At 57.6% G+C, this 24,629-nt stretch carries 18 protein-coding genes; 9 read left to right on the top strand and 9 right to left on the bottom strand.

Annotation, left to right across the window (positions count from 1 at the left end; genetic code table 11):
* Positions 1-34: 34 nt before the first annotated feature.
* Positions 35-994 carry a galactofuranose ABC transporter, galactofuranose-binding protein YtfQ gene (gene ytfQ, locus QRN55_RS20830; protein ID WP_284778146.1) on the bottom strand — a complete coding sequence of 320 codons (960 nt, stop codon included), beginning with the start codon at positions 992-994 and terminating at the stop codon, positions 35-37.
* 493 nt (positions 995-1,487) lie between these two features.
* Between ytfQ and QRN55_RS20835 the strand changes: the two genes are divergently transcribed.
* Positions 1,488-3,308: an IlvD/Edd family dehydratase gene (locus QRN55_RS20835; protein ID WP_284778147.1), complete on the top strand. Its 1,821-nt coding sequence runs from the start codon at positions 1,488-1,490 to the stop codon at positions 3,306-3,308.
* Positions 3,309-3,514: 206 nt separating this feature from the next.
* Here QRN55_RS20835 and QRN55_RS20840 read toward each other — a convergent pair whose 3' ends face one another.
* Positions 3,515-4,249, bottom strand: a complete 735-nt coding sequence (locus QRN55_RS20840; protein WP_284778148.1) for a metallophosphoesterase — start codon at positions 4,247-4,249, stop codon at positions 3,515-3,517.
* Between the two features lie 172 nt (positions 4,250-4,421).
* Here QRN55_RS20840 and QRN55_RS20845 point away from each other — a divergent pair, with 172 nt between their 5' ends.
* Together QRN55_RS20845 and alkB are read left to right on the top strand one after the other, a co-directional pair.
* Positions 4,422-5,060 carry a hypothetical protein gene (locus QRN55_RS20845; RefSeq protein ID WP_284778149.1) on the top strand — a complete coding sequence of 213 codons (639 nt, stop codon included), beginning with the start codon at positions 4,422-4,424 and terminating at the stop codon, positions 5,058-5,060.
* The gene (alkB, locus tag QRN55_RS20850) at positions 5,060-5,704 is read left to right on the top strand and encodes a DNA oxidative demethylase AlkB (protein ID WP_284778201.1); all 645 of its coding nucleotides are present in this window, start codon (positions 5,060-5,062) and stop codon (positions 5,702-5,704) included. Before QRN55_RS20845 ends, alkB begins: the two co-directional genes overlap by 1 nt.
* Here the strand turns inward: alkB and QRN55_RS20855 are convergent.
* From QRN55_RS20855 to QRN55_RS20875, 5 genes are all read right to left on the bottom strand, one after another.
* A complete protein-coding gene (locus QRN55_RS20855; protein WP_284778150.1) occupies positions 5,699-6,190 on the bottom strand; it encodes a hypothetical protein in 492 nt (163 codons plus the stop codon). The two genes, alkB and QRN55_RS20855, sit on opposite strands and share 6 nt — an antisense overlap.
* A 105-nt stretch (positions 6,191-6,295) precedes the next feature.
* The gene (locus QRN55_RS20860; RefSeq protein WP_284778151.1) at positions 6,296-7,648 is read right to left on the bottom strand and encodes an HlyD family type I secretion periplasmic adaptor subunit; all 1,353 of its coding nucleotides are present in this window, start codon (positions 7,646-7,648) and stop codon (positions 6,296-6,298) included.
* A gap of 5 nt (positions 7,649-7,653) precedes the next feature.
* Positions 7,654-9,831 carry a type I secretion system permease/ATPase gene (locus tag QRN55_RS20865; RefSeq protein ID WP_111841405.1) on the bottom strand — a complete coding sequence of 726 codons (2,178 nt, stop codon included), beginning with the start codon at positions 9,829-9,831 and terminating at the stop codon, positions 7,654-7,656.
* 24 nt (positions 9,832-9,855) lie between these two features.
* Positions 9,856-11,874, bottom strand: coding sequence for a hypothetical protein (locus QRN55_RS20870; protein WP_284778152.1), 2,019 nt, complete (start codon positions 11,872-11,874; stop codon positions 9,856-9,858).
* A 160-nt stretch (positions 11,875-12,034) separates the two neighbouring features.
* Positions 12,035-13,015, bottom strand: a complete 981-nt coding sequence (locus QRN55_RS20875; RefSeq protein WP_284778153.1) for a fibrinogen-binding protein — start codon at positions 13,013-13,015, stop codon at positions 12,035-12,037.
* Positions 13,016-13,868: 853 nt separating this feature from the next.
* Here QRN55_RS20875 and QRN55_RS20880 point away from each other — a divergent pair.
* The 3 genes from QRN55_RS20880 (at position 13,869) to QRN55_RS20890 (ending at position 16,894) form a co-directional block, all read left to right on the top strand.
* Positions 13,869-14,645 carry a helix-turn-helix transcriptional regulator gene (locus QRN55_RS20880; protein ID WP_502871357.1) on the top strand — a complete coding sequence of 259 codons (777 nt, stop codon included), beginning with the start codon at positions 13,869-13,871 and terminating at the stop codon, positions 14,643-14,645.
* A 162-nt stretch (positions 14,646-14,807) separates the two neighbouring features.
* On the top strand, positions 14,808-16,553 hold the full coding sequence (locus QRN55_RS20885) for a methyl-accepting chemotaxis protein (protein WP_284778154.1): 1,746 nt from the start codon (positions 14,808-14,810) through the stop codon (positions 16,551-16,553).
* A 107-nt stretch (positions 16,554-16,660) separates the two neighbouring features.
* Positions 16,661-16,894, top strand: a complete 234-nt coding sequence (locus QRN55_RS20890) for a DUF2171 domain-containing protein (protein ID WP_111841399.1) — start codon at positions 16,661-16,663, stop codon at positions 16,892-16,894.
* 75 nt (positions 16,895-16,969) lie between these two features.
* Here QRN55_RS20890 and QRN55_RS20895 read toward each other — a convergent pair whose 3' ends face one another.
* Together QRN55_RS20895 and QRN55_RS20900 are read right to left on the bottom strand one after the other, a co-directional pair.
* Entirely contained in the window at positions 16,970-18,139 is a 1,170-nt protein-coding gene (locus QRN55_RS20895) for an acetyl-CoA acetyltransferase (protein WP_284778156.1), read from the bottom strand.
* Positions 18,140-18,180: 41 nt separating this feature from the next.
* Positions 18,181-19,803 carry an ABC-F family ATP-binding cassette domain-containing protein gene (locus tag QRN55_RS20900; RefSeq protein WP_284778157.1) on the bottom strand — a complete coding sequence of 541 codons (1,623 nt, stop codon included), beginning with the start codon at positions 19,801-19,803 and terminating at the stop codon, positions 18,181-18,183.
* 148 nt (positions 19,804-19,951) lie between these two features.
* Between QRN55_RS20900 and QRN55_RS20905 the strand changes: the two genes are divergently transcribed.
* From QRN55_RS20905 to iolD, 3 genes are all read left to right on the top strand, one after another.
* On the top strand, positions 19,952-20,767 hold the full coding sequence (locus QRN55_RS20905) for a MurR/RpiR family transcriptional regulator (protein WP_284778158.1): 816 nt from the start codon (positions 19,952-19,954) through the stop codon (positions 20,765-20,767).
* A gap of 118 nt (positions 20,768-20,885) precedes the next feature.
* Complete coding sequence (locus QRN55_RS20910) at positions 20,886-22,808, top strand: bifunctional 5-dehydro-2-deoxygluconokinase/5-dehydro-2-deoxyphosphogluconate aldolase (protein WP_284778159.1); 1,923 nt, start codon at positions 20,886-20,888, stop codon at positions 22,806-22,808.
* Positions 22,805-24,628 carry a 3D-(3,5/4)-trihydroxycyclohexane-1,2-dione acylhydrolase (decyclizing) gene (gene iolD / locus QRN55_RS20915; protein ID WP_284778160.1) on the top strand — a complete coding sequence of 608 codons (1,824 nt, stop codon included), beginning with the start codon at positions 22,805-22,807 and terminating at the stop codon, positions 24,626-24,628. Before QRN55_RS20910 ends, iolD begins: the two co-directional genes overlap by 4 nt.
* Position 24,629 lies beyond the last annotated feature (1 nt).

Below are 24,629 nucleotides of genomic sequence, written 5' to 3' on the forward strand. Positions count from 1 at the left end.
GCGCTTTCACGCCGCTCCAGAAGCGGAGACCGGCTTAGTAGCCCAGTCCCTTCTTCTCCTCGTAAACCTTCATCGGGTCATCAGACGCGGTGTAGAGTTTGGATTCTGTCTGGATCCACTTTGCAGGCTCTTTCTTGTCCTTCAGATACGCGTCGAGCGCATCGAAGGCAGGGCCAGCCATGTTCGGTGTCAGTTCCACCGTCGCATTGGCTTCACCGGCAGCCATCGCCTTGAAGATATCAGGAACGGCATCGATGGACACGACCTTGATATCCGTGCCCGGCTTCAGGCCAGCTTCCTTGATGGCCTGGATTGCGCCGACAGCCATGTCGTCATTGTGGGCGTAGACTGCGCAGATATCCTTGCCGCCGCCTTCAGCTTTGATGAAGCTTTCCATGACTTCCTTACCCTTGGTGCGGGTAAAGTCGCCGGTCTGCGAACGAACGATCTTGATGTTGGCATGCGATGCAATGCCTTCTTCAAAGCCCTTCTTGCGGTTGATGGCAGGCGAAGAACCTGTCGTGCCCTGAAGCTCGACCACCTTGCAGTCCTTGGAGCCGACATCCTTGGCCAGCCATTCACCGGCAACCTTGCCTTCATGGACCTGATCGGAGGTCACGGCTGTCAGATACAGGCCGTCTGGAGCCTCGATCTGGCGGTCGAGAAGAATGACGGGAATCTTCTCTTCCTTGGCTTCTTTCAGCACGGCATCCCAGCCAGTTGCGACGACGGGTGCGATGAAGATCGCATCGACGCCCTGTGCGATAAAGCCGCGTACGGCCTTGATCTGGTTTTCCTGCTTCTGCTGCGCATCGGCAAATTTCAGCGTCACGCCGCGTTTTTCGGCCTGCTGCTTGGTCACCGTCGTTTCAGCGGCGCGCCAACCGGATTCGGAACCGATCTGCGAGAAGCCAACGGTGAGAGATTTTGCTGATACGCCTGATGCCAGACAAGCGGAAAGAGCGACGGTGACCGCCGCAAGTGCTAATTTCATCTTATATCCTCCCAGAGATGAATTGGCTATGACGAGGGTGATATGAGCATATAGTATTATCTTTGAAAAGAGCTCCCTAAGCAGTTTCTTATGTTGTTAGGTGCTGAAAATCTGAGAAAACGAGAAATTCTCGTTATATTTCAATATAAATCCGTGTCGAAATTTTTCTTCTCGGGCGAACGGATCGCCCTGATGCTTTACTTGACAAGGCGCTGCCCGGCAAAATAGTAATATGAATACGAAAGCTGATCCGAGGTGTTGACCGATGAAGTCAATTGCCGCAGATGAGCGGGCGTAAAAGAAAAATTCAGGGCGGAAACTTCGTGGCAATCGGTATCGACTGCTTTCAGAAAACGGGTCGTCTGGGGCGATGTCCCCAGCCTGATGATGCTTGCGCGCACAGTCGCCGGGCTCTTTTCTCTTTCGCTCATCACAAGGTCGTCGCAATCCTATAGTCGTACCCATTCGCCACTTCCGGCTGGAGACCAGAATCATGAAAGACCAGAACAACCTACCCGCAACGCAAGGCAAGGGCGGTAAGCTGCGTTCTCGCGCTTGGTTCGATAACCCTGACAATGCGGATATGACGGCGCTCTACCTCGAGCGCTACATGAACTTCGGCCTCAGCCAGGCGGAACTACAATCGGATCGCCCGATCATCGGTATTGCCCAGACGGGTTCGGACCTGTCGCCGTGCAACCGCCACCACCTCGAGCTTGCTCACCGTCTGCGCGAAGGCATCCGAGAAGCGGGTGGTATCGCCATCGAATTCCCGGTTCACCCCATTCAGGAAACCGGCAAGCGCCCAACAGCGGGCCTTGACCGTAACCTAGCCTATCTCGGCCTCGTGGAAGTGCTTTACGGCTATCCGCTTGACGGCGTCGTTCTGACTATCGGCTGTGACAAGACCACGCCTGCCTGTCTCATGGCGGCGGCCACCGTGAACATTCCTGCCATCGCCCTCTCCGTGGGCCCCATGCTGAACGGCTGGTTCCGTGGCGAACGCACCGGCTCCGGCACCATCGTCTGGAAGGCCCGCGAACTTCTGGCGAAGGGCGAGATCGACTATGCGGGCTTTGTGAAGCTCGTTGCCTCCTCAGCGCCTTCGACCGGCTATTGCAACACCATGGGCACGGCAACGACCATGAACTCGCTGGCTGAAGCCCTCGGCATGCAGCTTCCCGGTTCTGCTGCGATCCCTGCGCCGTATCGCGACCGTCAGGAAATTTCCTACCTCACCGGCCTGCGCATCGTTGAAATGGTTCGCGAAGACCTGAAGCCTTCCGATATCATGACGAAGGATGCGTTCATTAACGCCATCCGCGTCAACTCGGCCATCGGCGGTTCCACCAACGCACCGATCCACCTGAACGGTTTGGCCCGTCACCTCGACGTCGAACTGACGGTCGATGACTGGCAGACCTATGGCGAAGAAGTGCCTTTGTTGGTCAATCTTCAGCCTGCCGGTGAATATCTCGGCGAAGATTATTACCATGCTGGCGGCGTACCAGCGGTCGTCAACCAGTTGATGACGCAGGGCCTCATCAAGGAAGACGCGATGACGGTCAACGGCAAGAGCATTGGCGATAACTGCCGTGGCGCCATCATCGAAGACGAAAAGGTCATTCGTCCGTTCGATCAGCCATTGAAGGAACGTGCCGGTTTCCGCGTTCTGCGTGGCAACCTGTTCTCGTCTGCCATCATGAAGACCAGCGTTATCTCGCCGGAATTCCGCGAACGTTACCTGTCCAACCCGAATGATCCGGAAGCCTTCGAAGGCAAGGCCGTGGTGTTCGATGGCCCGGAAGATTACCACCACCGCATCGACGATCCGTCGCTCGGCATCGACGCCAACACGGTTCTGTTCATGCGTGGTGCCGGTCCTATCGGTTATCCGGGTGCCGCCGAAGTCGTCAACATGCGTGCGCCTGATTACCTGCTCAAGCAGGGCATCACCTCGCTTCCCTGCATCGGTGATGGTCGCCAGTCCGGCACTTCGGGCAGCCCGTCCATTCTGAACGCATCGCCAGAAGCGGCTGCCGGTGGCGGCCTCGCCATCCTTCGGACTGGCGACCGGGTTCGCATCGACGTTGGTCAGGGCAAGGCGGACATTCTGATTTCGCCGGAAGAACTGGCCAAGCGTTATGAAGCGCTGGCGGCCGAAGGCGGCTATAAGTTCCCCGATCACCAGACCCCATGGCAGGAAATCCAGCGCGGCCTCGTCGGCCAGATGGAAACCGGTGCGGTTCTGGAAAATGCGGTCAAGTATCAGCGCATTGCCCAGACCAAGGGCGTGCCACGCGATAACCACTAAAAGTGGCTGCATGAATACAAACCACCGTCTGAATGCCAGGCGGTGGTTTTATTTTGGCTAACTTTCTCTTTTCCGTCATACCGGCCCTGAGCCGGTATCCAGCGCGCTGCGTCTGCGGCGCGAAAGAGTCGTTCCGCGATCAAAGACTTGATCGCACTGGATTCCGCATCGAGTGCGGAATGACGGAGGGCGAGGTGGGCCAGTCGCTATTCCGCGTGCATCACCGTCACGGTTCCATCACGCGTGATCTTCACCGCGGACAGTCGACCGGTCATGAACGCACCGGTGTCGACGTTCAGTCTGTTGTCCATCAAAGACACAGTACGTACCGGCGTATGGCCGTGCACGGTCAAAAACAGGTTGTCGGCGCCCGGCATGGTCTGATCCTTGGGGCGTATCCACAACAAATTCTCGTCTTCCTGCCTTTGCAGCGGAACGCCATTCACGACACCCGCATGTACGAAGCAAAGGCCCGGCACTGCCAGCAGCGACGGCAGAGAGGTCATGAACGAGATGTGGTCGGCGGGAATCATCTCGTGAAGTTGCGCGCGGAACGCCTTCATGTCATCGGGAATCGCCCCGATGCCGTAGGACCGCAACGTTTCCATGCCGCCAAACTGAAGCCAGAGGTGATCCTTGCGCGGATCGACAAGAAAATCCAGCATCGTCTGTTCATGGTTGCCTGCAAGGCAGAAGCGTTCGATGTCGCCGGTCATAGGCTGCATCAACTCGTGGATAACGTAGGAGGATTTCGGCCCGCGATCCACATAATCGCCCAGCATCACGATCCATTTGGAGCCCTGTTGCTGTGCCGCGTCGTTCAGAATCTTCTGTTGCAGCGCCTGCAACAGGTCGAAGCAGCCGTGAACATCGCCGATGGCGTAGACGATGTCGGGTCTGTCGTGGGAAAACAACTTCCGGCGCATCTGCGGAGCGGACATATAAGTGAACCTTCTCAACTAGTGACGCCGTGGCCACGAATTCACTTACAAGCTATGGACCATTATGCTTAACGCCGCATTTACAACGAAATCGCGGCACGCCAGCTCCCTAAAATCGTCTCTTTTTGCATGTGACTTGAGCGAATTGCTCATTGTCGTCAGGGAGAACAGTATGCCGCTACAGAATCGCGTCGATCCGTTTGGCGATATTGTTGACTTGCCCATGCGCGGCCTTTTCACTGGCAATCGCGGTATTCTGCATGATCCCGAGACCAAGACGCTGACGACGAAACGCTGGACGTCGAAGGCGTGGCTCGTGTGCAGTTGCGAGTACAAGAACACGCGCCGGGATGTCATGGGGACACGCAGTTGGACCGAGCTATTCTTTTTCGATGAGGCAACGGCATTGGCCGCGGGACACCGGCCCTGCTTCCAGTGCCGCAGGCCGGATGCGGACAAGTTCCAGGCGGCGTGGGCCGAGGGCAATGGCACATCTCTCCCCAGTGCCGGAGATATAGACATCGTCCTGCACAGGGAAAGACTTCAGTCACGGCGCAAGCGTCTGAACATGCTGCTCCTGACCTTGGACGAGTTGCCAGATGGCGTGATGATCGCTGCTGCTGGAGACGCCTATCTTATCATGAAGGGTGAGGCTTACAGGTGGAGCGCTGATGGATATGAGGCTACCAATGCCTTGCCTTTCGTGGATGGCTTGCTGACGCCACCCTCGACGCTGCGTGCCTTGAAAGCCGGATATCGCCCGCTGGTCCACCCCTCGGTCATGGCGATGGCCGAGAAGGCACTGGCATGATGGACGATCTTTTCTCAGGGCTTGATAGTACCAATGAGGAGATGGCGCAAGGCGCTTGGTTGCTGCGCCGCTACGCGTCCACACACGCAGATGATTTGCTGAAGCAGATCAACCAGATATCGGCATCTGCTCCCTTCCGACATATGGTCACACCCGGTGGCTTCTCCATGTCTGTCGGCATGACGAATTGCGGACCCTTCGGCTGGGTGACGGATCGCAAGGGCTACCGCTATCAAAACACCGATCCTGTGAGCGGCGAGCCCTGGCCCGCCATGCCGGACGCTTTTATGTCTCTCGCCATCAATGCCGCCAAACAAGCCGGATATCCAGACTTCGTGCCAGATGCCTGCCTGATCAACCGCTATGAGCCGGGTGCGAAAATGGCGCTGCATCAGGATAAGGATGAGAAGGATTTCACCAATCCCATCGTATCCGTCTCTCTTGGCCTGCCTGCCACCTTCCAGTTCGGCGGCATCAACAGAGGTGATCCGGTGCGCAAATACCTGCTGAGCCATGGTGACGTCGTGGTCTGGGGCGGTCCGTCTCGCCTGTTTTTTCATGGCATTATGCCGTTGAAAGAAGGCACGCACGAGGAGGCAGGACGCGCCCGCTTCAATCTGACATTCAGACGCGCGGCTTTATAGATCGCCGGACACGTATTTGCTGTTCTTGATGAAGATCCACATATCTTTGCTGATGGAGGTAATCGCTGCAATCGACTGTTCCAAAAGTTTGATTTCGGCGGCATCCACTGGCTCGACCTTGCCGTAACGAACCCGCTTCTCATCCTCCACGAGCCGCATCAACTGCGTGCTGGAAATGTCTCCGTTTTCATCAAAAGCGTAGATGCAATGATTGTATTTGTTGCGGGTCTTTGACTCTTTTTTCAGTCGCGCCATCGCGCCGAGAATGGCTTTTCGTTCAGGGACCGGCGTGGACCGGAGCTTGGCAAGGCGCTCAACCAGATCCATGCGTGCGCGAGTCGTATTCAGCGTCAGGAATACGATGATCGCAGCCTCCTTCTCGACCTTCAAGAGATGGGCGATGATATAGATCAGCAGGCTTTCGGTGTTGGTCCAGACATAGTTGAGGCGACCGACCAGCAGCAGGACATCAGACATAGCCGCCATCTTAAACCCTCCAGCCTCAGTATGAAACGATCATACAGCATCGGCCCTGATATCTATAAGGATATTCGGGCCGGTGTATTGGCAAGGAGGACGCTGGCTTCAGTCTCAGCGTTCCTTGAACGCCCGTGACATGCTGTCGGCAATCGGCTTCGTAAGATATTCGAAGAACGTGCGCTCCGATGTCTGAATCATCACATCGGCGGGCATGCCGGGAACGGGGTGAAAGCCGTGGACCTTGGCCAGTTCCTCGTCCGATATCTGTACGCGCACGATATAGACGTCCTTGACCTGCATCCCGGCATTTTCTTCAATACTGTCTGCCGAAACGTAAAATACTTTGCCGTCCAGCACCGGTGTCGTGCGGCGGTTGAGCGCTGAAAGACGGATGGATGCCATCTGTCCCTCATGAAGCTGGTCGATGGAGGTTCGCAACACCTGCGCTTCCAGAATGAGCGGCACATGGGCAGGCAGGATTTCCATGATCGGCTTGCCCGTGGTGATGACGCCGCCTGCCGTATGGTAGTAGGAGCGAATGACCGTGCCGTTGACAGGCGAGCGGATGATCGTCCGCTCCAGCACCTGCTCCGCTTCGCGCAATTGCTGGCGCACACCGTCGAGGTCGGCCTCGGCGGTTTCGAGTGCATCGAGCGCGGCCTGCTTGTTGGAGTTGACGGCAATCACGGCTTCCTGACGGAATTTCGCGATTTCGGCTTCGCTCTGGTTCATTTCACCGTCCAGACGCGAAATGTCGCCCATCGCATCGGCAATGGCACGTTCTAGCGCCAGCATGTCCGTCTTGCGGATCACGCCGTCCCGGGCGAGCTTGGCCTTGGAATCGCGCTCCTGCTCCAGCAGTGATTGCTGTCGCTCAAAGGATGCTTTCTGTCCCTTGTAGCCGACAAAGCGGAACTCGAGGGAGCGGATGTTTTTCTCGACCAGATTGAGTTGCTCTTCCAGTTTGATCTGCTTGCTATGAAAAACGACGTTCTGGCCCTGGATGATGGCATTCACATCCGGGTCGCTGGCTTCCGCCATCACGATAGCGGGAACCTTGAACGTCTTTTCGCCCTGAGCCTCGGCGCGCAGGCGGTAAACGATCGTTTCGAGGCGAAGCCGCTTCAGGTTGATCATCTTCTGATTGGAAAGGGCTGCCGTCTTGTCGAGAACGACGAGAATGTCGCCCTCCTTCACCACAGCACCTTCATTCACCCTCATTTCCTTGATGATGCCGCCTTCGAGATGCTGGATGATCTTGTTGTTGCCGGTGGCAACGAAACTGCCTTGGGCGATGATTGCCGAGGCCAGCGGTGCCGTGCCCGCCCAGTAACCGAAGCCGCCGAACGAGGCGAACAGAACGGCCAGACCCGTGACGCTGTACATGCGGATGGAGCGGGGCACTTCGCTGTACCACTCGACCGGGCCCTGCTCGACAGGCTTTTGTTTCTTTCGCAACGCCATGGCTTTCATCCCTCTATCTGCGAAGATTGGTTCGGCTGTGGACCCCGGTTTCCTGACAGCGCCTTGAGAACGTCGATACGCTCACCGAACATCGCCACCGAGCCGTCTTTGAGAACCATGATCTTGTCGACGCATTGCAGCAGGGCAGGGCGCTGGGTGATCGTGACGGTGGTGATGCCCTGTTTCTTGGCATGCAGCAGCGCCTTTGCCAGCGCCTGTTCGCCTTGCGTGTCGAGGTTGGAGTTCGGCTCGTCCAGCACCACGAATTTCGGATCGCCGAAGAAGGCGCGAGCCAGCGCTATGCGTTGCTTCTGTCCGCCAGAAAGCGGTGCGCCATCGGCGGCGACAACCGTCTCGTAGCCTTGCGGAAAGCCTGCGATCAGCTCGTGCACATCGGCAAGCACCGCTGCGTGATAAATCTGCTCGTCTTCGACGTCGTCGCGCATGCGGCAGATATTGGCTTTGATGGTGCCGGGAAACAGCTGCACGTCCTGCGGCAGATAGCCGATGCTTTCACCGAACTGCCGCTGATCCCAGTTGCGCAAATCCATCAGATCGAGGCGCACATTGCCGGAGGTGGGCAGGATGGAGCCGACCAGCATCTTGCCGAGCGTCGTCTTACCTGAACCGGAATTGCCTATGATGGCCAGCGACTCCCCCTTTTTCAGGGAGAAGGAAATGCCGTTGAGGATCACCTTCTTCTGGGGTGGAGGCACGAACAGAATGCGCTCTACATCCAGCCGCCCCTCGGGGTTGGGCAGGCGCAGGCGCGGGAAATTGAGTGGCGAGGTGATGAGAAGCTGCTTGATCCGCCCATAGGACGAGGCGGATTTGTTGAACTGGTGCCAACCTTCGATAGCACCTTCGATGGGCGCGAGCGCCCGGCCAGATACGATGGAGGCGGCGATCACCATGCCGCCGGTCAGTTCGCCAGCCAGAGACAGATGTGCGCCCCAGCCCAGAAGGGCGATCTGGGTAATCATCCGGCACGCCTTGGAGACACCGGAGAACATGATGTTGCGGTCCTGCGCAGCGACGTGGGACTTGAGCGATCCCGCCGTCTCACGACCCCACATCTTCACCGCTTCCGGTATCATCGCCAGAGCGTTGATGATCTGCGAATTGCGAGACATGCTGTCGAGGTGGAAGTTCGCGCGGCTATGATAACCGTTCGCTTCCGAAAACTGTTTTGCCGTGAATTTCTGGTTCAGCCAGGCGATGATGAACAGAACCACGCAACAGGCCATGATGATGATGCCCAGATGCGGGTGCACCAGATAGACCACCAAGACGAACAGCGGCATCAGCGGCGCATCCAGAAACGCGATCAACGTGCCGGATGTCAGAAATGAACGAAGCTGCTGAAGGTCTTGAAGTATCTGGTAATCCTTGCCGCTGCCATGCAAGGAAGCGCGAGCGGCAGCACTCAGGATGGGTGCACCGAGCTGGACCTCAAGTTCCACCGCCGTGCGCATAAGAATGAAGCGGCGGATGGAGTCCATGAAGGCCTGCAACAGCACAGCGCCAATCACCGCAATCGTCAGCATCACCAGCGTATCCATGGATCGGCTGGTCAGAACGCGGTCGGAAATCTGGAAGAGATAGAGGGGGATCGCCAGAAGCAGGACGTTGATGGCGACCGTGAACATCATCACGATCACCATGTTGCGGCGCACGGCAGCAATGCCCTTGGCAAGGCTGGTCGCGAAGTTGACGGGTTCGCTACGCTTGTGGAAAGCGCTGTGGCTTCCGCCACCGCCTCCACCGCCGCCGCCGGTCAGGTCGGGCTCTTTACCGTTGCCACCGCCACCGGCGATTGGCCGCCGTTCGTTTTCGCGGATTGGCCCATCATTGTTGTCGATGGTTTTTATGAATTGCGGTTCGGGGCTGGATTTCAGCTCGATCTTTTCGGTAGGTGCCTCGCGGGATGCGGGCTGGACCGGTGGGATATCCTGCTCCGGCGTCACACGCGCCTCGATGACTGGCGGCGGTGGACGTCTGACCGGTTCCGCTGCCACGTCAGGCTTGGCGGATGCGGCGGAAAGCTGGCGCAAATTATCGACCGCCTCATCGATCGCCGAGATGCAGGCCTCGGTCAGGTTCTTATCGGTGTCTGCATCTCCAGCGCCTGTCCCGTTCAGAGCGCGGGCCTGATCGATGCTATCTTTTGAAATATGGTCCATTTCAACAGTCCCCTGAATGGCCTGTCACGCGACGGCGGTCTGCATGACGTCGACGGGATGGGCTTGCGACCACGACAGATCGTGACCGGAGTTAAACACGGCATCGACATGGTCGTCGGCGGGGTTATCGTCGTGAAGAAAGGCGATGACCTCGTTGGCCAGTCCGTTGGGATGCGGCTGTGACGTGTCGTTCTCCACCAACCCGCCCTGGATCAGCACGGCGTCGGAATAGAGATGACCGGCGACATAGGTGGAGCCACCAAAGCTGTCGTAATCGACAATCTGCGCCACGTTGACGACGGCGTTGCTGCCGGTATCGATGTGAATGGTCGCGTTCTCGTTGTTGGCAAGCACCTTGGCGGCGGCCTGTGTCACGTCGTCGGAGTCGCCGAGTACGCTGACCTGCTTGATGTAGGTGACATCGTAGAGATTGCCGGTGATGTAGAGGACGTTGAGACCGGCATAGCCTGCGAAATTGGGGTCTGTCGAAAGCCCGTCCGGCATATGCGGATCGCGCTCGTTGATTGCCTTCGCTGCCTCGACCATATAGTCGGGCATCGAGTCGAACCGGTCGCTGGCGCCGACATTGTGGATCGAAGCCTCGTTCCAGATGAGGTTGTTGCCGGACTGAACCGTTGCCCCGGAGGTACCACCGGAAAGGGCGCGTGCCCAGTCATTGTCGTAGAGAACGGCGATCTGCGAGATCATGTTCATGTCGAGCACATTGCCGCCGACGATGATCAGATCATACTGCATGCCGATGCCGAGGAAGGTCGCCAGATTGACCGCACCGTTGCCGCCCGTCAGCACGCTGACATCGGCACCCGATGTCGTCACGGTCATCGTGTCGTTGTCGGTAACGAAGTGGTACTGCTCGATCCAGTGGACGAAGGACACGTCGCCCTCGACATAGCTCACCCGCCAAGCCGTCGGGAAAATCGTCGCATCTGCCGTGCCGTCCGTATCAGAGCCGTCGGCGCTTTCGCCATATGTCGATCTCTGAAAGGCCGCGATGTTGTTGGCAACCGTTGCGGCATGGTCCTCATGGGTCGTGAAAGACGAGCCGATCTCATCGCGATCGCTATAGATATAGGATTGCGTGATGGCGTCGATCTGGTGGTAATCGCCCATCACCGCCGTCACTGGAGCCATAATGCCGGTATTGACGACCGACACGATATTGGCGACCACATTGGCACCCGCCGCCACATCGAGACTGTTGCCCGCGCCGCCATGGCTTTCCAGTGGCACATTGCTCTCTTCCGGCTCCACGGGTGGTTTGGCAATACCGCGATCGGGCATGAAATCGTCAACGTCAGGCAGAGCGCTGACGGATGCGCCGTTCATGTAGATGCCATTGATGGAGTGACCAGCCAGCACGAAATCCTGCGTCGCGCCGGTGCCGAGCGAGGTGGTGTCGCTGTCGCGTGCCTCGTCAATAAAATCGTGCACATTCCTGGCGACCGCCTGCAAACCTTCATAGGTGTCGGTGCGGTGGTAGCTTTCAAACGGCGTCAGATGTGATGCTTCGCTATAGAATTCCATGGTCCTCTCTGTCGCGAAGGTCGTGTCGCGCAGAATGTTCGGGCCATCCGTCATGTTAAGAAAGTCGTCATCCTGCAACAGCGTCAGCTGCGAGACATGGGCAATGACCGAGCCCGGGCCCTGATAGAGCACGAGTTCAGCCTGATCTTCCCCGTAGCCGCCACCATGACCCGGCATTCTGTAGTGTGGCGCGCTGAGGTCCCGTGAGGCGATGTCGTGCAATCTGTGCAGCGAGTCTTCGAAGCTGTGGCCGTGGTGGGTGCGTATGGCGGTGAATTCGAAATGGCCCGAGCGGTATTTCACGCCGGGATCGTAATCCTGCAAGGCGACATCGTAATCCTTGTCATCCGCTCCGGCTTCACCGGGCGCTGGCATCTGTGCATCACTGTGCAGGCCGCGACCTTCGGCGTAGTGGTTTCTCATCCGCGCGTCTTCGATTTCAGATTCGAAAAGCCCGATGAAATGGGCGATCATGTCGGAAATTCTGTCCATATACATGGCTGTCCCTCCTCTTCAGACCCGCTGTGATCAGGCGCACGTTCAGAGGGCCAATCCGGCTTCCGATGTTGCTGCCCGTCGATGGGGTCTACCGGCTGTCCCAACCGGCAACTGCACCGGCAAAAGCCGGTGCAATCCTTTCAATTGAGAGAGCGAGGGCTCAAGCGCCGCCGTCTTCGCCGACATGGTGGGAATCGCCACCGATAACGCTACCGTCGAAGGAGTTGGTAAGCAGGTTTGCACCCTGTACCAGTTCCAGATGGAAGCCGGAGTTTGCCAGGATCGCAGAGGCATTGGCCGAGCTGCTGCCCGCGACGTCGTCGCCTGCCTTGAGGTCCCAACCCTTGCCGTCCATATCCATACCCTGCGCACCTTGGGCGTCGCCGCCATTGGCACTCAGGTGGTTCTCGGCGTTCTGGTTTTCCATGGTGATGTTATATGCGCTGTCCTGATCAGCCAGATGGCTGGCCTGAACAAGGCTGAACGCGCTGTCGTTGCCGTCACCGTTCAACGAGTTGTTGAGAATGTTGTCGACGCTGAGAGAGAAGGAGAAGTCGTCGCCCAGATTGAACGCGATGTCGCCGCCAGCAACGCCCAGGTTGCCGATGTCCTTGATGTCTTCCATCGTGGAGAAATCGGTGTCCGTCTTGGCAAAGCTCGAGTTGAAGCTGTCCGTCGTCGTCTTGATGTCAGTGTCGGTATCGTTGTCGGAATAGTTGAACGTCTTGGTGTCGTTGTCCGAGGTCGTGATGACCTTGGTTTCGTCGTGGCTATCCGTTTTGCTTTCGTAGCTCCAGTCGTAGTCACTCTTGATGCTGGTGTCGGCATCGTTGACGCTGACGGTCTTGTTGTTGGAATTGGTGTCGTTGTCGCTATAGCTGTAAGACTTGCTGTCGTAGTCCCAGTCATAGCTGTTGTCGCGGTTGTCGCCATTGTCTGTCGCGACCTGTACCTTGGCATCGACATCCAGGTTCTGGCTGTTGTCGGTGTAGGTGTTGTCGCGGTTGCCGCCGTTCCCCACTCCGACGTTGCTGTCATCCACATCGCTGTTGTTCGTCGATGTGTTGGCGAAGCCTTCTGCAAGCGCGCCGATCTTCGTGATGTCGTCGCCCGCTGGCTGCTGATGATTGTTCTGAGTCATTTTGAATTCCCTCCGAAAAAGTTCGGAGCAGCTTTCGAAATCCCTCTCATCTTAAATGGGATTTTACTCGCGCTCACTCCGATGTTCACATGGTGCAGACGTACGCAGGACGTTTCGTCTGCGGTTCAAGGCCCGGATTTACCGGTCGTTGTTTTTTGGAATGCACAGGACGCTGATACGAACATGCGCAAATCCAGCTCCGCAATCGCAAGCGATTGCAGATTTCATGCTTCGGTTTGTCTGGACTGTTGTGTCGGCTGGCAGGTCACATCGTTACGCAGATACAAGATGATGAGACTGTGTCGAACCGGTTGCGGTCTGTTGCAACGGGGCCGAATGTGTCCGAGTTGATGGACGCTTACCAGTTGCTAAATGGGATTAAGCAATCCGTAACCACGATGTGCCGCCAAGAGCTATTGTCAGAAGGATTAGAGTTCTTTTTCGCGCTGTCGGAGCACTTTTTCGCCGAGTGGGTGAAAAAAACAGTTCTTTTGGACAGAAAAAAAAGACTGTAAATATTCTTGACGTCCATGAAGCGACCGAGAATACGGCAATCGAAAATTATATTAGAGTATTAATACAACTGAACAATGCAAGTTTTAAAGATTGTTTTAGTGTGAACTAACAAATTGCATTAGGAAAATGAAAAATTCCCTGATTATTATGCTGATTCGGGCACACTAACCCCTTTGGGCAATTTCCTTTGTATTTTTTCCGTACTATTTTTCGTGATTAATAAATAGCTAACGATTAATAGCTGGGGGAGGTGGAAACGTCTTTGGTCGGCGCTACACCCAATCACCGTGCTAACACATGACACAAAGTATCTGCGTAACGCTACAGGGAGGCGTATATGTTCATGGTTGCATCTAGAGTAATAGACACAAAACATAGCAACGGAGCTTTATCGTCAGTGGGCACTATACTTGTGGTGGCCAATGAAGATCTCTTTTCCGAATGTCTTGTCGAGGCATTGGGCAAAAAGTTCCCGGCTTGCGACATGGTCAGCGCTGCCCCCTCGGCATCCATCGCCGAGCCGCATACGCAAGACGTAAGGCTGGTCCTTTTCTACAAGATCTCAGGCCCGCGCCTGGGAGATCTTCTGGCGGATGTTCGCCACAAGCACCCGCTCGCCCGCATCGCCCTTGTGATCGACGCGATCGATATGATCGAGACCTATCTCAAGCAACTGGTCGAGACACGCATCATCGATGGTGTCCTGCCACTCAATCTGCGTCTCGATGTGTTCATGGCGGCGGTCGATCTTCTCATCAAGGGTGGCGAGCATTTCCCATCCGCCTTGCTCGGCAGGCTGACCGCCGGACCGGAAGTGTCCAGAAGCACGGTCTATGATACCCGTGCCGTCGTTGCCAACCGCGCCGATGCGCTGGCAGCACGCAAGAACGAGTTCTGCGCGCTGACCACCCGCGAAGTGCAGATCCTCGATCTCCTGTGCAAGGGCACCCAGAACAAGATCATCGCAGACCGGCTGCACCTGTCTGAAAACACGGTTAAGGTCCATGTTCGCAACATCTACAAGAAGATGAACGTGCGCAACCGCACCGAAGCCGCCTCGCGGTTCTTCGGCAAAGACGATGCACATGTCGATACCAACAAGTGGCGCAACTGACCCGGTCAGTTGTGTCATCGCTGGATACAACTTTAATTAACCAGCGTTGTTACCACAACTGTTAACTGTGTTTGGTTTTTAGCCTCCAAAGATGCGTGCGATTTACCAGTCGTTTTCTAAATCCGCCTAGCGTGCAATCACAACGCGAGATCGGAAGCGACCATGAATACTGTGCTGAAGTCCAACACGACCTACCAACTTGACCAGCAGGCTGAATTCAGCGCCAAGCTGACCGCTGCCCATGCAAAAATCGAGAAGAGATTTCTCGATGGCGGCGCTGTTCTTGTTTCCGTGATGGACATTCTGGGCAATCTCACCGGTATTCTGGACGGGATGACCGGCACGCTGGATGGCAAGACCGCCAAAAGCAACGTCGAAGGTCTGCGCAAGACCATCGACGATCTGGCGCAATTGCCGAAGACCGAAGAAAAGCGTCAGGCGGGTTTCAAATCGCTGGCCGATATGTGCGAGTCCACCGGTGGACATATTTACGATATCCACGAGACCATCCGTTACCTCAAGACCTTCGCGATCACGGTGAAGATCACCGGTGCCGGTCTTGCCGAATTCGCCGGCTTTGCTGATGAAATCCGTGAACGCATTCAATCCGGTGCCGATGAAGTTGGTCGCTTCGCCAAGAACCTGGATGTCATGCGCACGCAGCTCATCAAGGCGCTGTCCTTCTCGTCCCATACCAAGTCCGATTTCGATGACACCATTCCACAGATCATCAAGGGCCTGACCGAAAACTCCGCGCGCATTTCGCAGCAGCACCAGGAGATGGCGGACATCGCCGCTCAGGTCAAAAAGATCGCCCAGACCATTCAGGGCAAGATCGGGTCCGTTCTTTCATCTCTCCAGATCGGCGATATAACCCGCCAGCGTATCGAGCACATCCAAAGCTCACTGCAATTGCTGGATGATTTCGTGGCCTCGCCTGAAGGCAAGGAACTGGATCACAACGAACATGTCATCCTAAAGGAAGCCGTGTTGCAGCTGGCCAGCGCGCAGATGGATGAAACCGCCGCTGATTTCCATCGAGACTGCGGCAAGATTTTCACCAGCATTTCGAGCTTCGCCGACGATGCCGCCCGCATTCTTTCGCTGCGCGACGAACTGGTCGATAGAACCAAGAACGGCGAACGTAACGTGCTGGCGCTGATGGAGCAGGGCATTGTTGAAGCCTGCGCTCTCGTGGCCCGCGTTCAGGAAAGCAGTGCCGACGCGGACAAGGTGGTGCAGTCTGTCACCAACAGCGCGCAGGAACTGTCGCGCGGCATCGAAATCCTGCGTTCCATCAAGATCGACATTCATTACATGGCGCTCAACTCCAACCTTCGCTGCTCGAAGCTGGGCGACGCTGGTCGCTCCGTGAACGTGGTCAGTGGTGAAATGCGGGTGTTCGCAGGCAAACTGGAAACGCCAGCCGATGCCATCGTGGAAGAATTGCACCGTGTGGAAACCACCACGCAGCAACTGGCCAAGGAAGGGCGTGGACTGTCCGCCGATCTTGCCGCACCGCTCAACGAAGCGCTGGAATCGGTTCGCCACGCCAAGACCCAGATGGAAACGGGCATCGAAGCGCTGGCCGAGGAAGGGCAGGCGGTGTTCAGCCGTATCAGCGCCGCCGTCGTCACGCTGGATTTCCAAAGCGAGCTGGGCAACACATTCAACGAATGCTGCCAGATCGCTGCCCAGCTTTCGCAGGGCTTCAACGCAGACGTTTCAGGTTTCAGCGAAAAGATCGAACCCTTCAGCCTGCGCGTCTACAAGCTGTACACCATGGCGCAGGAACGCGATATTCACCTGCGTTTCCTGCCTGCCAATGCAGCGACATCGTCAGCCGCGCCTGCCAGCCAGCCAGCCGCAGCAGATGACGACGATCTCTTCGCCGACGCTCTTTTCTAGAAAGCGCGCCGCGTCGGCTTTCCATTCTTTGTCATGAAAAGCGGGAACGAAACGCCCGCATTTCTGTTTCCTCCCCGCAGTTCAATAAAACAACGGAGGAAACAGAAATGATTTCTGAAGATAAAATCCGCGAGCATATGGAAGTTCTTTCCGCAGATGGCAGCCACGTCGGCACCGTCGATCACATGGAAGGCACAAGCCGCATAAAGCTGACCAGAACCGACTCGCAGGATGGCAAACACCACCTCATCCCGCTGGATTGGGTCGATCATGTAGACGCCCACGTGCACCTCAGCAAGTCTGCATCGGATGTCCGCAGCGGCTGGGAAACAATGAACTGATCTATTTATGAGATGAATATTTGAAATGCGGCCCTCTGGCCGCATTTTCTATTTCTGGAACGCAGGCGCTTTGGCCTATTTCATCCGTTCCATGATCGACACATAGTTCGCCACAGCCGTTCCGCCCATGTTGAAAACGCCTGCAAGGCTTGCATCCGGCACCTGCATGCCCTGTGCCTCTCCCACCAACTGCATGGCCGCCATGATGTGCATCGAAACGCCGGTCGCGCCAATCGGATGCCCTTTGGACTTGAGGCCGCCGGATGGGTTGATCGGCAGGCGCCCGTCCTTGCGTGTCGTCCCATCCCGCACCACACGGTAGCCTTCACCGGGTGCGGCGAGCCCCATGGCTTCGTACTCGATCAGCTCTGCGATGGTGAAGCAGTCGTGGGTTTCCACCAGCGACAAATCGAAAATATCGATCCCCGCGCTATCCAGCGACTTCGACCAAGCCCGCCGTGCACCCTCGAATGCAAGCGGATCGCGGCGGCTGAGGGCGATGATGTCGTTGACTTGCGTTCGCGCACGAAAACCGATGGCGCGCTGAAGACTTGCCGCGGTTTCCTCATCTGCCAGCACAATGGCGGCTGCACCATCTGAAATCAGCGAGCAATCCGTTCTGCGCAATGGCGCTGCCACATAGGGATTCTTGTCGGAAACCGCGTTGCAGAACTCGAAGCCGAAATCCTTGCGCATATGAGCGTAGGGATTGGCTGCTCCGTTTGCGTGGTTCTTGGCCGCAATCATCGCCAACTCTTCCGAACGGTCGCCGTAACGCTGAAAGTAGGTCTGGGCGATGCGCCCGAACTGTCCCGCGAAACCGCCGTCTATATCGGCTTCCTCGGCGCGGTAGCAGGCGGACAGAAGTATATCTCCGACTTCCGCTGTCGGCAGAGCGGTCATTTTCTCTGCACCCACCACAAGGGCGATGCGCCCGCGACCGGCTTCGATAAAATCCATGGCGCTGTAGAGCGCCGCGGTGCCGGTGGCACATGCATTTTCGAAACGCACAGCCGGTGTGTGCGTCAGCCGTTCATCGCCCATGGCCACAAGGGCCGCCTGAAAGTCCTGCTTGGAAAAGCCGTTGTTCATCACGCCGACAAAGATGCCGTCGATATCTCCGGCGTCGATACCGGCATGTTCCATGGCCGGGGCAAGCACGGAGGCCATGAGTTGTTCGGTGTTTTCGAGCGGTGATTTGCCGAACTGTCCGTGCGCCCAGCCCACGATTTGCGCTTTACCCATCCTCGGTTCCTCCCAAAACCTCAGTGTGCCCTATGCAAAACCTATGATAGCAGCCCCGGAGCCTCCGCGCCTGTTCTTTCGACATACTCCGTATAGCCGCCACCATATTGGTGGATGCCATCAGGTGTCAGTTCCAGCACGCGGTTGGACAGTGCACCGAGGAAGTGGCGATCATGCGAAACGAAAAGCATAGTGCCTTCATATTCACCCAGCGCCTTGATCAACATTTCCTTGGTGTCGAGATCAAGGTGGTTGGTCGGTTCGTCCAGAACGAGGAAGTTTGGCGGGTCGAACAGCATGGCGGCCATGACCAGACGCGCCTTTTCGCCACCCGAGAGAACGCGGCACTTCTTTTCGACGTCGTCACCCGAAAAGCCGAAGCAGCCGGATAGCGCGCGTAGCGGCGCCTGTCCCGCCTTGGGAAAGCGCTGCTCCAGCCATTGCAGCACGGTGCTGTCGCCATCCAGCAAATCCATGGAATGCTGCGCGAAATAGCCGAGCTTGACGCTGGCCCCTACGGTGACGGTGCCGTTATCAGGCTTTGCCGTGCCTGCGATCAGTTTGAGCAGCGTGGATTTACCCGCGCCGTTCACACCCATGATGCACCAGCGCTCCTTGCGGCGGATCATGAAGTCGAGGCTTTCATAGATGCGGCGCGAGCCATAGGTCTTGTTAACCTGTTTCAGTGAAACGACGTCTTCACCGGAGCGTGGTGCTGGCAGGAAGTCGAATGCAACGCTCTGCCTGCGCTTTGGCGGCTCGACGCGGTCGATCTTTTCCAGCTTCTTGACGCGGCTCTGCACCTGCGAAGCATGCGAGGCGCGCGCCTTGAAGCGCTCGATAAACTTGATTTCCTTTGCAAGCATCGCCTGCTGGCGCTCGAACTGGGCCTGCTGCTGCTTTTCGTTCTGGGCGCGCTGCTGCTCGTAAAAGCCATAGTCGCCGGTGTAGCTCGTCAGCGAGCCCGCATCGATCTCGATGATTTTATTGACGATGCGGTTCATGAACTCGCGGTCATGCGACGTCATCAATAGCGCGCCGTCATAGGTCTTCAGGAAATTTTCGAGCCATATGAGGCTCTCGATATCCAAGTGGTTGCTCGGTTCGTCGAGCAGCATCACATCGGGCCGCATCAGCAGAATGCGGGCCAGCGCCACGCGCATCTTCCAACCGCCCGACAGCTTGCCGACATCGCCATCCATCATTTCCTGGCTGAAGCTCAGGCCTGCCAAGACTTCGCGTGCGCGGCCTTCCAGCGAGTAGCCATCCAGCTCTTCGTAGCGCGCCTGCACCTCGCCGTAACGCTCGATGATCTCGTCCATCTGGTCGAGCTGATCGGGATCGACCATCCGTGCCTCGAGTTCACGCAGTTCGGTCGCCACGGCGCTGACGGGGCCTGCACCTTCCATGGCTTCTGCCACCGCACTGCGGCCCGCCATTTCGCCGACATCCTGATTGAAGTAGCCGATGGTGACGTGCTTGTCGGAGGCGACTTGCCCTTCGTCCGGCTGTTCCTGACCCGTGATCATCCGAAACAGCGTGGTCTTGCCTGCACCGTTTGGGCCGACCAGACCGACCTTTTCTCCGCGATTGAGCGCAGCCGAGGCCTCGATAAAGAGGATGCGATGGCTGGCGGATTTGCTGATGTTTTCGATGCGGATCATGGAGGTCTAACCGATAAGCTGGGAGTTTGGCGTCCCTATGCCATGTCAGGCCGTCACTGTCATCAGATGAATCGCCGTGGAATACTTGTGAAATTTTTTGGAATGGATATTCCATATTGCAGGTGGGATGAAAAACAAGGGAGATGTCATGATCGCAAACGCGGCCCCAGCAACGGTGGAAGCCTTTCAGGAACGGTTGCTGGAGGTGACTGACAGCCTGCCGAAACGCCTCCGCCAATGCGCTGACTACATCGCTTCCAATGCGGACCGCATTGCCGTCTCGACGGTGGCAGAGCTGGCGGAAGTCGCTGGCGTTCAGCCATCCGCCGTCATGCGGTTCAGCCAGATCATGGGGTTCTCAGGCTATTCGCAGATGCAGAAGCTGTTTCGCGAGCATTACACCGGCGGCTGGCCGGATTACACGACGCGACTGAGCAACCTGCGCAACAATGGCGAAGACGGCGGTGCACTGCTGCTGGCCGAATTCGTGGATGCGGGCCGCGCCTCGCTGGAAAGTGTGTTGAACACCGTCGATCCGCAGGAGTTCGAAACCGCGATCGAGGTTCTCGCCAAAGCTTCGACCATTCACATCATCGGTTTGCGTCGTTCATTCGCGGTCGCCAGTTATCTGGCCTATGCGTTTGAAAAGATGGGCGTTCCTGCCATGCTGCATGCTTCGGTGGGGCAATTGCACAATGAAAGCGCAATCCGCACCGGCGATGTCGTACTGGCCATAACCTTCTCACCCTACTCGGCGGAGACGATGGACCTCGTCTCCTCCAGCCTTTCAAGACGCATCCCGGTCGTGGCGCTGACCGATACGGCAGTCAGTCCGATGCGCAAACTCGGAGCGACGATTTTGGCCGTTTCGGAAGTCGATTTTGGCGCGTTTCGCTCGCTTTCGGCCACGCTTTGTGTTGCCATAGCGTTGGCAGTGGGCGTGGGCACGCACCGTCAAAATTGAATATTTATGTTGAAAGCAGGGAAAATGGAATTTATAGTCCAAAAATAACCTGAAATGGAATGATGGTGGAGTGTCATTCCTAGAGGCAGGATTCGCGTTAGAGCGAGGGAGGACGGTCGTGAAAAAGCTCGATCTCATTACCATTGGCCGCTCGTCGGTCGATCTTTACGGCGCGCAGGTCGGCGGTCGGCTGGAGGACATGTCTTCCTTCAACAAATATATCGGCGGTTCCCCCACCAACATCGCCGCAGGCGCTGCACGGTTGGGCCTGAAGACCGCCGTCGTCACCCGCGTGGGCGATGAGCATATGGGCCGGTTCATCCGCGAACAGCTGGTGCGCGAAGGGGTGGATGTCGCAGGCGTGACCACCGACCCGGAACGCCTGACGGCGCTGGTTCTCCTTGGCATTCGCGACCAGTCGCAATTTCCGCTGATCTTCTATCGCGAGAACTGTGCAGACATGGCGCTGTGCGAAGACGACATTGATCCGGCCTTCATTGCCAGCGCCGAATGCGTCTGCGCAACGGGGACGCATCTTTCCCATCCGCGCACCGAAGCTGCCGTCTTGAAGGCGCTGCGGCTTGCCCGGGAAAATGGTGCCAGGACCGCGCTCGATATAGACTATCGCCCCAACCTCTGGGGCGTTGCGGGCCATGGCGATGGCGAAAGCCGCTTCGTGGAGTCGCAGAAGGTCACGGCCAAGCTGCAATCGACCCTGCATCTGTTCGACCTCATTGTCGGGACGGAAGAGGAGTTCCATATTGCAGGCGGATCGACGGATACGTTGGCGGCGTTGAACGCGGTGCGCAAGGTCTCCAAGGCGACCTTGGTCTGCAAGCGCGGTCCCATGGGCGCGGTCGTATTCCCTGGCGATATTCCGGCCAGCCTCGATGACGGCCTCTCCGGGGAAGGTTTCCCCATCGAGGTCTTCAATGTGCTGGGTGCAGGCGACGGCTTCATGGCTGGCCTGTTCCGCGGCTGGCTGCGCGGCCAAGATTGGCCGACGACACTGAAATATGCCAATGCCTGCGGTGCCTTCGCGGTGTCTCGCCACGGCTGCACCCCCGCTTACCCAAGCTGGGAAGAGCTGCAATATTTCTTCCGCGCCGGGATCAAGAACAAGGCGTTGCGCAAGGATGAAGCGCTGGAACAGGTGCATTGGGCCACCAACCGCAAGGGCGACTGGAACACCATGCGCGTCTTCGCCTTCGACCACCGCATGCAACTGGAAACGATGGCGGATGAAGCCGGTGTCGATCATGGCAAGATTGGCGACTTCAAGACACTTTGCCTGCAAGCCGCCCTTCAGGTGTCCGGCGGCGAAGCCGGATACGGCATTCTCTGCGACAGCCGCTTGGGCCGCGACGCGCTTTATGAGGCGAGCGGTACGAACCTCTGGATCGGCAGGCCCGTGGAATGGCCCGGCTCTCGGCCCCTGACGCTGGAGCCGGAACTCGGCCTCGATTTCGGCGGCCTGAATGAATGGCCTGCCAACAATGTCGTCAAGGTTCTGTGCTTCTATCACCCAGATGATGCCGAGGATTTGCGCAAGGAGCAGGAAGACACGGTGCTGCGCCTGTTCCAGGCCGCCCGTCGCAACCGGCTGGAGCTGCTGCTGGAAGTCATTCCGTCCAAAGTCGGTGCCGTGGATGACACGACGACGGCCAAGATTATCGACCGTTTCTACGAGATCGGCGTCTATCCGGACTGGTGGAAGCTGGAGCCGATGAAAAGCAAGGCCGCGTGGAAGAATGCGACTGACGCGGTGCAGCGCAACGACGCCTATGTGCGCGGTATCGTGGTGCTGGGCCTGGATGCACCACAGGCGGAGCTGGAGGAGAGCTTCCGTCTGGCAGCAGGTTTCGATCTGGTCAAAGGCTTTGCCGTGGGCCGCACGATTTTTGCGGATGCTGGTCGGGCATGGCTTTCCGGCGAGATGAGTGACGAGGAGGCCGTCGCTCAAATGGCGGATCGCTACAGTGCGCTCTGCCGCATCTGGGATGAGGCGCGGGCCGCAGGAAACAAGGGAGAGGCAGCGTGACGACACTACGTTTGACGGCAGCGCAGGCAATGGTGCGCTATCTGGCCGCACAATTGAACGAGGATGACGACACCTATATCGCCGGTGTCTGGGCCATCTTCGGCCACGGCAATGTCGCCGGTCTCGGTGAGGCGCTCTACGGCATTCGTGATGATCTGAAGACCTATCGCGGCCAGAACGAACAATCCATGGCCCACGCCGCCATCGCCTATTCCAAGCAGCTTGGCCGCCGCCGCGCGATGGCGGTCACATCCTCCATCGGCCCCGGTGCGACGAATATGGTAACTGCTGCCGCACTGGCCCATGTCAACCGCCTGCCTGTTCTGCTCATCCCCGGCGATGTCTTCGCCAATCGCGGCCCCGACCCGGTTTTGCAGCAGATAGAGGATTTTGGCGATGGCACCGTGTCGGCTAATGATTGCTTCAAACCCGTCAGCCGCTATTTCGACCGCATCACGCGTCCTGAACAGCTTTTGACAGCCTTGCCGCGCGCCATGCGCACCATGACCGACCCCGCCGATTGTGGCCCCGTCACGCTGGCTTTCTGCCAGGATGTGCAAGCGGAAGCTCACGATTATCCAGCCAGCTTCTTCGAGAAAAAAGTCTGGCGTCAGCGTCGTCCTGAGCCCGACATCGCAGAGTTCGAAGAAGCCGTCGCCGCCATGAAAGCCGCCAAAAATCCGGTCATCGTCGCCGGTGGTGGCGTGCATTTCTCCGGCGCGACGGAAACGCTCAAACGCTTTGCCGAAACGCACTCCATTCCGGTTATCGAAACGCAGGCGGGCAAATCTGCACTCGCATGGGATCACGACCTGAACTTCGGCCCCGTCGGCGTCACCGGTGCAGATAGCGCCAATGCCATCGCCGAAAAGGCCGATCTCGTTTTCGGCATCGGCACCCGCTTTCAGGATTTCACCACCGGTTCCTGGGCGCTGTTCAAGAACCCGGACCGCAAGCTGCTGGCGCTCAACGTCCAGCCCTATGACAGCGCCAAGCACAACGCCATCAGCCTCACGGCGGATGCCAAGGTGGGGCTTCAGAAGCTTTCAGCCGCCTTGGGCAGTCATCGTTTTGCGGCACCCGACACCGCGTTGAAACAGCAATGGTTCGCAAAGGCCGATGCCGTGACGGCTGCTCCCACGGAAGCCAACAGCCTGCCAACCGACATGCAGGTCATCGGTGCCGTGCAGCGGGCCTCGCGTGACAACACCGTCGTCATGTGTGCGGCAGGCACCATGCCCGGAGAACTGCACCAGCTGTGGAAGGCCAAACTGCCGCTCTCTTACCACATGGAGTACGGCTTCTCCTGCATGGGTTACGAGATCGCCGGTGGCCTTGGCATCAAGATGGCCGAGCCGCATCGTGACGTGATCGTCATGGTCGGCGACGGCTCCTACATGATGATGAATTCGGAGCTTGCCACCGCCGTCGCCATGGGCGTGAAAATTACCCTCGTGATTACCGATAACAGGGGTTACGGCTGCATCAACCGTCTGCAAATGGGCACCGGCGGCGCGGAGTTCAACAACCTCTACGCCCACACCAACCACACCAACCCCATCGCCATCGATTTCACCGCCCACGCCGCCAGCATGGGCGCGGATGCCCACAAGGTGTCCTCGGTTGCGGAGTTGGAAACAGCACTGAATGCGGCGCGTGAAGCGACGGTCACGACCGTCATCGTCATCGATACCGACCCCTATCCGACACCGGATGCCGGTGGGTACTGGTGGGATGTGGCGGTGCCGGAAGTGTCAGACCGAACGGAAGTCAACAATGCACGCGCCGCTTATGAAGCCGCGTTGAAGGAAAGACAGTGAG

It is taken from the genome of Agrobacterium sp. lyk4-40-TYG-31 (assembly GCF_030209855.1).
Lineage (GTDB): Bacteria > Pseudomonadota > Alphaproteobacteria > Rhizobiales > Rhizobiaceae > Agrobacterium > Agrobacterium vaccinii.

Bases quoted from the DNA above. Each gene is read 5' to 3' on its own strand.
- ytfQ (WP_284778146.1), bottom strand. From the start codon at position 994: ATGAAATTAGCACTTGCGGCGGTCACCGTCGCTCTTTCCGCTTGTCTG.
- QRN55_RS20835 (WP_284778147.1), top strand. From the start codon at position 1,488: ATGAAAGACCAGAACAACCTACCCGCAACGCAAGGCAAGGGCGGTAAG.
- QRN55_RS20840 (WP_284778148.1), bottom strand. From the start codon at position 4,249: ATGTCCGCTCCGCAGATGCGCCGGAAGTTGTTTTCCCACGACAGACCC.
- QRN55_RS20845 (WP_284778149.1), top strand. From the start codon at position 4,422: ATGCCGCTACAGAATCGCGTCGATCCGTTTGGCGATATTGTTGACTTG.
- alkB (WP_284778201.1), top strand. From the start codon at position 5,060: ATGGACGATCTTTTCTCAGGGCTTGATAGTACCAATGAGGAGATGGCG.
- QRN55_RS20855 (WP_284778150.1), bottom strand. From the start codon at position 6,190: ATGGCGGCTATGTCTGATGTCCTGCTGCTGGTCGGTCGCCTCAACTAT.
- QRN55_RS20860 (WP_284778151.1), bottom strand. From the start codon at position 7,648: ATGGCGTTGCGAAAGAAACAAAAGCCTGTCGAGCAGGGCCCGGTCGAG.
- QRN55_RS20865 (WP_111841405.1), bottom strand. From the start codon at position 9,831: ATGGACCATATTTCAAAAGATAGCATCGATCAGGCCCGCGCTCTGAAC.
- QRN55_RS20870 (WP_284778152.1), bottom strand. From the start codon at position 11,874: ATGTATATGGACAGAATTTCCGACATGATCGCCCATTTCATCGGGCTT.
- QRN55_RS20875 (WP_284778153.1), bottom strand. From the start codon at position 13,015: ATGACTCAGAACAATCATCAGCAGCCAGCGGGCGACGACATCACGAAG.
- QRN55_RS20880 (WP_502871357.1), top strand. From the start codon at position 13,869: ATGTTCATGGTTGCATCTAGAGTAATAGACACAAAACATAGCAACGGA.
- QRN55_RS20885 (WP_284778154.1), top strand. From the start codon at position 14,808: ATGAATACTGTGCTGAAGTCCAACACGACCTACCAACTTGACCAGCAG.
- QRN55_RS20890 (WP_111841399.1), top strand. From the start codon at position 16,661: ATGATTTCTGAAGATAAAATCCGCGAGCATATGGAAGTTCTTTCCGCA.
- QRN55_RS20895 (WP_284778156.1), bottom strand. From the start codon at position 18,139: ATGGGTAAAGCGCAAATCGTGGGCTGGGCGCACGGACAGTTCGGCAAA.
- QRN55_RS20900 (WP_284778157.1), bottom strand. From the start codon at position 19,803: ATGATCCGCATCGAAAACATCAGCAAATCCGCCAGCCATCGCATCCTC.
- QRN55_RS20905 (WP_284778158.1), top strand. From the start codon at position 19,952: ATGATCGCAAACGCGGCCCCAGCAACGGTGGAAGCCTTTCAGGAACGG.